The 8,549-nt window shown below is 56.8% G+C and carries 8 protein-coding genes and 1 pseudogene; 8 read left to right on the top strand and 1 reads right to left on the bottom strand.

The genetic code is table 11. The features are described 5' to 3' along the window. Positions 1 to 293 (top strand): annotated as a pseudogene (locus tag JNB91_RS29955) (SDR family NAD(P)-dependent oxidoreductase); the annotation flags it as partial. Between the two features lie 87 nt (positions 294 to 380). On the opposite strand, the gene JNB91_RS29950 reads toward JNB91_RS29955, so the two are convergent. Then, a complete protein-coding gene (locus JNB91_RS29950) occupies positions 381 to 581 on the bottom strand; it encodes a hypothetical protein (protein WP_220329078.1) in 201 nt (66 codons plus the stop codon). Positions 582 to 1,387: 806 nt separating this feature from the next. On the opposite strand from JNB91_RS29950, the gene JNB91_RS29945 reads away from it, so the two are divergent. The 7 genes from JNB91_RS29945 to JNB91_RS29915 all read left to right on the top strand — a co-directional run. Continuing rightward, positions 1,388 to 2,164 (top strand): SDR family oxidoreductase, encoded by a 777-nt coding sequence (locus tag JNB91_RS29945; protein ID WP_220329077.1) that lies wholly within the window; start codon positions 1,388 to 1,390, stop codon positions 2,162 to 2,164. Then, positions 2,164 to 3,981, top strand: coding sequence for a malto-oligosyltrehalose trehalohydrolase (treZ, locus tag JNB91_RS29940; protein ID WP_220329076.1), 1,818 nt, complete (start codon positions 2,164 to 2,166; stop codon positions 3,979 to 3,981). Before JNB91_RS29945 ends, treZ begins: the two co-directional genes overlap by 1 nt. A gap of 12 nt (positions 3,982 to 3,993) precedes the next feature. Beyond that, positions 3,994 to 5,859, top strand: coding sequence for a 4-alpha-glucanotransferase (malQ, locus tag JNB91_RS29935; RefSeq protein ID WP_220329080.1), 1,866 nt, complete (start codon positions 3,994 to 3,996; stop codon positions 5,857 to 5,859). 3 nt (positions 5,860 to 5,862) lie between these two features. Continuing rightward, positions 5,863 to 6,690, top strand: coding sequence for an ammonia-dependent NAD(+) synthetase (nadE, locus tag JNB91_RS29930; RefSeq protein ID WP_220329075.1), 828 nt, complete (start codon positions 5,863 to 5,865; stop codon positions 6,688 to 6,690). A 79-nt stretch (positions 6,691 to 6,769) separates the two neighbouring features. Then, a complete protein-coding gene (locus JNB91_RS29925) occupies positions 6,770 to 7,348 on the top strand; it encodes a cysteine hydrolase family protein (protein ID WP_220329074.1) in 579 nt (192 codons plus the stop codon). Positions 7,349 to 7,497: 149 nt separating this feature from the next. Continuing rightward, positions 7,498 to 8,208: a DUF72 domain-containing protein gene (locus JNB91_RS29920; RefSeq protein WP_220329073.1), complete on the top strand. Its 711-nt coding sequence runs from the start codon at positions 7,498 to 7,500 to the stop codon at positions 8,206 to 8,208. A 214-nt stretch (positions 8,209 to 8,422) separates the two neighbouring features. Continuing rightward, positions 8,423 to 8,549: manganese catalase family protein (locus tag JNB91_RS29915; protein ID WP_220329079.1), on the top strand; the 127-nt coding region annotated here is incomplete at its 3' end.

The following is an 8,549-nucleotide window of genomic DNA, read 5'->3' as shown; positions in this document are numbered from 1 at the left end:
ACGAGATGAAGGAAAAGGGCGTGTCCGTTACTTGCCTGATGCCCGGAGTTACCGAAACCGGGGTATATGAGCGGGCGGGGATGCAGGACACGTGGGTCGGTCGCTCCCGAAAAGCAGACCCCGCACTCGTTGCCAGGGTAGCTTTCGAGGCGCTTATGATAGGAAAAGCCGTGGCGGTCCCCGGCCTCGTCAATAAAGTCGTCACGGGTCTTGCCGCGCTCACACCGGTCGCCCTGCTAACAACAGTCCATGCGTTAGCGACTCGACTGAGAAAATTCCGCGAGACGCGGTGACAAAAGGACAATGCTGCGCAAACGTGTCGGCCGCGATGGTCAAGCTTGCTGAGAGCTGGACAGGGACGCGAGCCGACCGAAGCGAATCTAGTCGCCTTGAGTCTTCATCGCATCGGTAACCTTGCGCTTGACCGGGTCGGCGTTGGTCTCGCCAACTGCATCTTCTTCCGTATCCGGATCGTCCTTCGCTGGCAGGTAGCCTTTCGGTCTGTTCTCCTGTGGACCTTCCCAACGTGGCGACTGGTCCGCGGTGCCCGGTGCGCCGTCCTTCGGTGAATTGATACCCATCGTTAATCTCCTTTTGCCGCAGCCAACATCGCAAACCCACGGGAGTTACGTGCTTAATCCCACTTTAACGACAAATTTCAATGCAAGGCGAATGGCTCTCCTCGACCGCCAGCGTACGGACGTGAAGCCATCCAGGCGGAATGGAACTTGCGCCGACTGCACCAGTTCGCGCGCCATCAACTAGGGATCTGTCCTGCTAAGGCAGGGTCAGTCTGTCGATAGCGAAGGAGTAACTGGGAACGGCAGACCGGGCATCTGAACCGAAGAACAACTTTCCTGCTCCGTTGGTTAGCGAGCGCCAAGACCGATCCGCGTCTCTTGATCTCGACGAGGTGGATATGAGCAAGGATTGCGTCCAAGGCGACGTCGCGGTCTCAAAGGGCAGTGCCAGTACCGTCGTGAGCAGGCTCTCCGAAAATGGCAGTCAGGAGAAAACCTGATGTCGTGTTACGCATGGAAAGTCTCAGCACCGGGTAGGCCGGACTTCGAAGGCATCGGGACACTCAGCGACCTGGAAGCTTATCTGGACGCATCAGGCTTGCCGGGAACCACGCCGTCAAGACCGATCATCGAAAGTACCTTGCGTATGCAACATGAAGGGCAGGGCTTCTACAAGGAGCCGACACACGCAGATGATCGGTGGTCGCTGCTTTGGATAGAGCTCGCAGGGCGGAACTAAAGGCAAAACGAAACCGTACTGCGCTTTTGAAGAAACAACTGTCCTGAATCGTACGCAGATTTGCGCGGCTGGAACTCCGGTCCATTCCAAAGGTTACACTGGCCGCTCAATTAACCGGGAGTCCGTAATGAAGTGCGCAGTTGCCCTCGTCACTGGAGCAGGATCGGGTATCGGAAAAGCAGCAGCGTTGGCTTTGGCAGCAGATGGTTTGAAGATCGGTGTGCTCGGACACACGCTCGAGGATGTTTCTTCCACAGTGAACGAGATCCAGGAAAACGGCGGTGAAGCCGTTCCGCTGCTGGCAGATATAGTAGATGAGGCCGCGATGATTGCGGCCGTGCAACAGCTGGTTCGGCAGTATGGCAGACTCGATGTCGTCGTCGCCAATGCCGGTATCAATGGCGTGTGGGCGCCGATCGACGATCTGACGCTTGCCGAGTGGAACGAGACGATCTCCGTCAATCTTACCGGCACGTTCCTGACGATCCGCGCAACCGTACCCGAACTCAAGCGCTCGGGCGGCGGTTCGATCGTTGTCGTGTCGTCTATAAACGGGACGAGGACGTTCACGACTCCGGGGGCGACGGCCTATACGGCCACGAAGGCGGGACAAGTAGCCATGGTACAGCAGCTTGCGCTGGAGCTTGCCCGTCATCACATCCGCATCAACGCGGTGTGCCCAGGTGAGATCGATACAAATATCGAAACGAACACCAAGCTCAGAAAAGAAGAAGAAACGGCGATACCCGTCGTTTGGCCCGACGGGCAGGTTCCCATCACAGGTGGGCGTCCGGGGCGCAGCGAGGATGTTGCCGACGTCATCGCTTTCCTTGCGTCGGAAAGGTCCCGGCATATCACCGGCTCTCCCATCTGGGTCGACGGCGGTCAAGGACTGCTCCGCTGATGGCCCCTATCGTTCAAGACAAAGAGGGTGATGTATTGGTCGACTATGCATTTGGTCCCATCATTTCGGATGGTGGTGTTGAGTTCCGGCTCTGGGCTCCCTTGGTCAAGGCCGTTTCCGTCAACATCGAAGGATGCGACTCGCGGCAGATGGAACGCTCAGGCGATGGATGGCACCAATGCCTCGCCGCGGGCGTGAAGCCAGGTAGTCGGTATAAGTTTGGCTTGCCGGATGGGCTCATGGTGCCGGACCCGGCTTCACGCCATCAACCTCAAGACGTCCAAGGAGCAAGTGAGGTCGTCGATCTTAAATGTTTTGAGTGGACGGCCAACAACTGGTCGGGACGTCCTTGGGAAGAGAGCGTCATTTACGAACTGCATGTCGGCTCTTTCACTCCGGAAGGAACGTTCCGGGCCGCGATCGAAAAGCTCGCCCACCTAGCGGAGATCGGTGTAACCGCAATCGAGATTATGCCCGTTAGCGATTTCCCCGGTCGGTATAATTGGGGCTATGACGGCGTCCTGCCTTATGCACCCGACAGCAGCTACGGCCGACCCGAAGATTTCATGGCGCTGGTGGATGCTGCCCACCGGCACTGCATTTCCGTCTTTCTGGATGTCGTCTACAATCATTTCGGTCCTGATGGAAATTATCTGCCGAATTATGCGCCGCTATTCACCGAGCACCATAAGACGCCATGGGGCAATGGCATCAACTATGATGGCGAAGGGTCAAAGGCGGTCAGAGAGTTCGTCATCCAAAACGCGATATACTGGATCAAGGAGTTTAGGCTGGACGGGCTACGCCTTGACGCCGTGCATGCCATCAAGGACGACAGCGAAGAGCATCTGCTTCATGAGCTCGCTCGCCGGGCACGGGAAGCGGCTGGTGGCCGGCATGTTCATCTGATTGTAGAGAACGAAGACAATGACAGCGCTTTGCTGACACGCGATGAGAAGGGGCGGCCGACTTGTTTCACAGCCCAGTGGAACGACGATGTTCATCACGTGCTGCACATTGCCGCGACTGGTGAAACGTACGGCTATTATCAGGACTACGCTGATGACGACGGCAAGATCGGTCGCGCGCTCGCCGAGGGTTTTGTTTTTCAGGGCGAACATATGCCCTATCGGGGCGAGAGCCGCGGCAAGCCTAGCGCCGGCTTGCCTCCTACCGCGTTCATCTCCTTTATCCAGAACCATGATCAGATTGGCAACCGGGCGCTCGGCGATCGGATGATCACATTCCGTCCGCTGGAGCCTATCAAGGCGGTGACTGCTGTCTATCTGCTGTCGCCCCAGATCCCGATGCTCTTCATGGGGGAGGAATGGGGAGCGCGCGAGCCGTTTCCTTATTTCTGCGATTTTGACGACGAGTTGAACGAGAAGGTCAGACAAGGTCGGCGAAAGGAGTTGTCACGCCTTCCAGGGTTCGATGCCGAGGACGCTCTTGATCCCACCGCGCGGTCGACATTCGAGATGGCGAAACTCGGCTGGTCTCAGCGTGACAGTGCTGACGCTGTAGAAATGCTCGCATTCTACAAGTCGCTTCTTACCATGCGGCACCAGCGGATCGTGCCGCTGTTGCAGAGAATGGGTGCCGGAAACGCATCGTTTCGCCATGAAGGACACCGGACCGCGGTGGACTGGACGCTCGCAGCTGGCTCCACACTTCACATCGTCGCGAACCTAGCTGACCAACCTGCAACAAATCCGGCGCCGCCTGCCGGCGAGCAAATCTTTCTCCTCGGCTCGGTCAAGGAGAACATGCTCGCGCCGTGGTCCGTTTATTCGAGCATCAGTCCCGCCCGGGAATAATGTTGAGGAGACATTATGGGTTCGCATCTCGACCAACTCGCTAAGCAACATGGGATCAGCCTGATGCGGCCGTCCCCGGATAATGTGGAAGTCCCGATCTCCGACGAAACGAAACGACAGGTCCTTGCCGCCCTGGGCGTGGACGAAAGATCTGCTGTTACACAGCAGAAGCAGCCGCCGCCGAAGGCCATCCCCCAATCGTATTTGTCGGAAACCCTCGAACAGGGAGGTGTGTGGGGCATCAGCCTGCAGCTCTACGAATTGCGCTCTAAGCGCAACTGGGGTATCGGAGACTTTGAAGACCTGATCGGTATGACAAGGCTGTGCTCCTCGCTGGGTGCTGATTTCGTCGGGCTTAATCCGCTGCATGCACCCTTCCTCGCCGACCCGGATCGCTGCAGCCCCTACGAGCCGTCGAACCGGCAAATGCTCAACCCGCTCTACATCGCGGTCGATAAGGTACCTGGCTTCAAGGCTAGTCCAGAACTGGAAAGGCGTTTGCGGTCACTGCGGGAAACCGACCTGGTGGATTATGTCGGCGTTGCCGAGGCCAAACTGACGACTCTGCGGGAAATCTGGCGCTCGCAGCAGGCCTCGGGTAGCGATACGGCGGATAGCGAGGACTTCCAAAACTTCGTTCAAGCGGGAGGTGATGTCCTGCGACTGCACGCTCTGTTCGAAACCTTGTCGGCGTTCATGATAAAACGCGGTAATGGTGCAGGCTGGAAGGGTTGGTTAGTCGAATATCGGACACCCGATAGCCCCGAAGTCGCTGAATTTGCGGAGGCCCACGCCGACGACATCCGATTTCACATGTGGCTGCAATGGCTGGCACACCTGCAGCTTGGCAAGGCAGCCGAGGCCGCACTGGACGCACGGCTAAAGATCGGTCTCTATCTCGATCTTGCGGTCGGAGAGGCCATGGACGGGTCTGCCACCTGGAGTGAGCGAGACGCCTACATCTCGGATGTAACAGTTGGAAGCCCGCCAGACCCGTTCGCGACCGCAGGGCAGGACTGGCATCTTGCTGCTTTCCATCCGGATCAGATCGCGTCTGGGAAACAATCTCCGTACCGGCGGATGGTGACTGCAGCGATGCGTTATGCCGGCGCTATCAGAATTGATCATGCCGCGGCGCTGCGGCGGCTGTTTCTGGTGCCGCTGGAAAGTGCGCCCGACGGCGGCGCCTATGTGAACTATCCGCAACACAAGTTGCTGCAAATCCTGGCGGACGCATCGGCAGAGTACCGCTGCGTCGTTATCGGCGAGGATCTCGGCATGCTGCCTGAAGGATTGCAGGACGATCTGGCTGAAGCCCAGATCTTATCTTATCGCATTCTTTCCTACGAGCGGGGGGAGGATGGCTTCAAGCCTGCGGACGCCTACCCCCGGCTCTCGCTTGCCTGTATCTCGACTCATGACCACCAGACCTTAGCTGGATGGTGGCGCGGGGCCGACATCAAAGCGCGCGCTGAACACGGGATCGTTCCGCCCCATGTGAGTGCAACACACCTCGACCAACGCAAGCACGAGCGGGAGGAACTGAAACTCGTCCTCGATGAGGCGGGGGTAGAGACGCCGCATCGTCTGCCATCTGCTGCGAATGACCAGAAGCTGAGGGAGCTAGTTGTCAGCGCGCATCGTTTTATTTCCAAGACGCTCTCCGTGATGGTCGCAGTCCGGCTGGCAGACATGACGGGTGAGAAGCAGCCAACGAACATCCCCGGTACGAGTGACAGCTATCCGAACTGGAAGCCAAAGCTGAGCCTACCAGTTGAAGAATTGGCCAACTTGCTGCTGGTCCAGGAAATCGCTGATGTGATGCAGCAAGAGAGACCCTGGAGTAATGCAGGGCTACAGCTTTCAGAAAGGAGTTAAGCATTGTCAGATGACCAGCAGAAGATCGCAGCCGCACTCGGCGTAGCCCAGGAATTTGATGTCGCGATGGAGGTGCATCTTCGGACTGAGTTCCTGGCTCAGTATTTGTTGAGGTCGTCTTGCCGAGCCTATGTTCTTGGGATCAGCGGTGGCGTTGACTCACTGGCTGCTGGCCTTCTCGCCCAAGCAGCAGTCTCCCAGCTCCGCGCGGAAGGTAAAGTCGCGCAGTTCATCGCTGTTCGACTGCCATACGGAGCACAAGCTGATGAAGCAGACGCGCAGAGTGCCCTTGACGTTATCAAGCCCGACCGAACCGTGACTGTTGATATAAAGGTTGCCGCAGACGCTATGATGCGTGCCGTCACGGATCAGGCAGACGACCTGTTCGATCCCGCGCGAAAAGATTTTCATCTAGGCAACATCAAAGCTCGCCAGCGCATGATTGCTCAATATGCGCTCGCTGGAGCAAGTCAGGGGCTCGTGATTGGGACCGATCAAGCCGCCGAAGCGCTCATGGGCTTCTTCACAAAATTTGGTGATGGAGCAGCCGATATTCTCCCACTCTCGGGCCTGACGAAGCGCAGGGTGCGGGCTGTGGCAGCTCATATGGGGGCGCCAGAACATCTTGTTCTCAAGGTGCCGACAGCTGATTTGGAAACGGACGCACCGCTACGACCGGACGAAGATGTCTATGGGGTGCCGTATGAAAAGATTGATGATTTCCTCGAAGGCAAACCAATATGTGAGGCGGCAGAAGCGGTCATCCTGAGAACCTACAAGGCAAGCGCTCACAAGCGGTGTCTCCCTATCGTTCCGCCGGCGCACCCTTGAAGATGCGGCCTCGGCAGCTGGGTCTTTCAGAGGGAGGGAACTTCGAGTTGGTGTCAGGGTTCGCGTTCGGGAGGCGATTATGACTTTCAAAAAATGGATCCATCTGTGCATCGATATGCAGCGAATGTTCGCCGAGGATACACCATGGCATGTCCCTTGGATGAGGGACGTTTCACCACAAGTCGAAGAAGTGGCACGGTGGCGACCTGAACGGACGGTATTCACTCGATTTGTGCCGCCCAAGCGCGCGGCGGACATGTCAGGCATGTGGCGTGACTATTATGAGAAGTGGGATACGATGACATCGGATCGGCTAGGGGCGAATATGATAGATCTAGTTCCGTCGCTCAGAGCGCTTGTTCCACCAGCTCGCATCTTCGACAAGATGACCTACTCACCATGGACCAGTGGCGAGCTTCATCGGGTGCTAGGGAACGAGGGGGTCGAAGCGGTAGCCATTTCGGGGGGAGAGACCGACGTCTGCGTCCTTGCTGCCGCGATGGGCGCGATTGACCTGGGCTACGAGGTCATTCTCCTCAAAGATGCCGTCTGTAGCGCTGCTGATCAGACGCATGATGCCTCCCTTGAGTTGTTGGGCGATCGGTTTTCGGTCCAGCTAAAAATTTTTTCGACAGAGGCGTTTCTGGCACGTGCCTGAAATGGTCGCCTACAACTCGATATGTCGGCCTCTCGGTTTTCGAACCGGCTGATTACTGTCTACGATGGTCAGAGACAGTGCATCTTGGCGCAACCATTCTCAGCCATCACCATCGGTAATTACAACGTAATCATTGTGTAGAGGGCGGCATGGCAATCATAGCAACAGCTGGATGGGCGGTTCCTAAGACTGTCGCTAATCATTTTGGACAGCAGGGCAGCAGCCTGACGAGATATGCGACTGCTTTTCCCGGAGTTGAAATCAACTCGACTTTCTACCGACGGCATCAGCAATCGACCTTCGAGCGTTGGGCCGCATCTGTGCCAAAATCGTTTAAGTTCTCGGTCAAAATTCCGAAAGAAATCACGCACGATCAAGCCATGGTAGATATCACGGAAGCGTTTCGCGATTTTCTACGCGATATCGCGCCACTTGGCAGGAAACGCGGTCCCTTACTTTTCCAACTACCTCCGTCGCTTGCGTTCAACGAAGATGTGTTAGCTGCGGCGTTCAAGGGTGTAAGAGCTGCCGATCAGGGGCAGATCGTCATCGAGGTTCGGCACAAAAGCTGGAAATCGAAAGAAGCTGCTCATCTTCTGAAAGAGTTCGAGATTGATCCGGTATTGGCCGATCCCACCGTAGTCTGGGCGCCGTCAGACTTTCCTAAATCGCCTCGCTACGTGCGTCTCCATGGCAAGCCGAAGATTTATTACTCCAGGTACACAACTGATGAGATCCTTGCTTTTTCAAAGCTGTTGGGACCCGACGCTTGGTGCGTTTTCGACAACACTGCGTCCGGCGCGGCTGCTGAAAACGGTTTAGAAATGGTCAAGCTGCTGACGTCAAAGCCTCGCCCCTAGAGAACCGCCCGTTCAAAACCGCGATCCGTCGTCTAATGCCTCGATCCGAGCCGACCTTCGAACAGGAAGGCTTGCGGACGGATATCCTAACCTACGTTCGTCTTCCAACCACGCGCCAAACTTTCTCTCAGCTGATGCTGGAACTTCCCAAGCTCGTTCCTGTTCGCTGCCCGATATCTGTCCAGGTATCGGAATTCCACACAAGGAGATAATCATGTTCAGTTTCGACAAGCGTTTGCAGTATCCGGTCAAGGTCGGTTCTCCCGACCCCATTTTTGCACGGATGCTCCAGCAGGCGATCGGCGGCGTCGAGGGCGAGATCCGCGTCTGCATGCAGTATT

It is taken from the genome of Aliirhizobium wenxiniae, from assembly GCF_019511445.1.
Lineage (GTDB): Bacteria > Pseudomonadota > Alphaproteobacteria > Rhizobiales > Rhizobiaceae > Neorhizobium > Neorhizobium wenxiniae_A.
This window is presented reverse-complemented; position numbering and strand designations above follow the sequence as displayed.

Bases quoted from the DNA above. Each gene is read 5' to 3' on its own strand.
- JNB91_RS29950 (WP_220329078.1), bottom strand. From the start codon at position 581: ATGGGTATCAATTCACCGAAGGACGGCGCACCGGGCACCGCGGACCAG.
- JNB91_RS29945 (WP_220329077.1), top strand. From the start codon at position 1,388: ATGAAGTGCGCAGTTGCCCTCGTCACTGGAGCAGGATCGGGTATCGGA.
- treZ (WP_220329076.1), top strand. From the start codon at position 2,164: ATGGCCCCTATCGTTCAAGACAAAGAGGGTGATGTATTGGTCGACTAT.
- JNB91_RS29925 (WP_220329074.1), top strand. From the start codon at position 6,770: ATGACTTTCAAAAAATGGATCCATCTGTGCATCGATATGCAGCGAATG.
- JNB91_RS29920 (WP_220329073.1), top strand. From the start codon at position 7,498: ATGGCAATCATAGCAACAGCTGGATGGGCGGTTCCTAAGACTGTCGCT.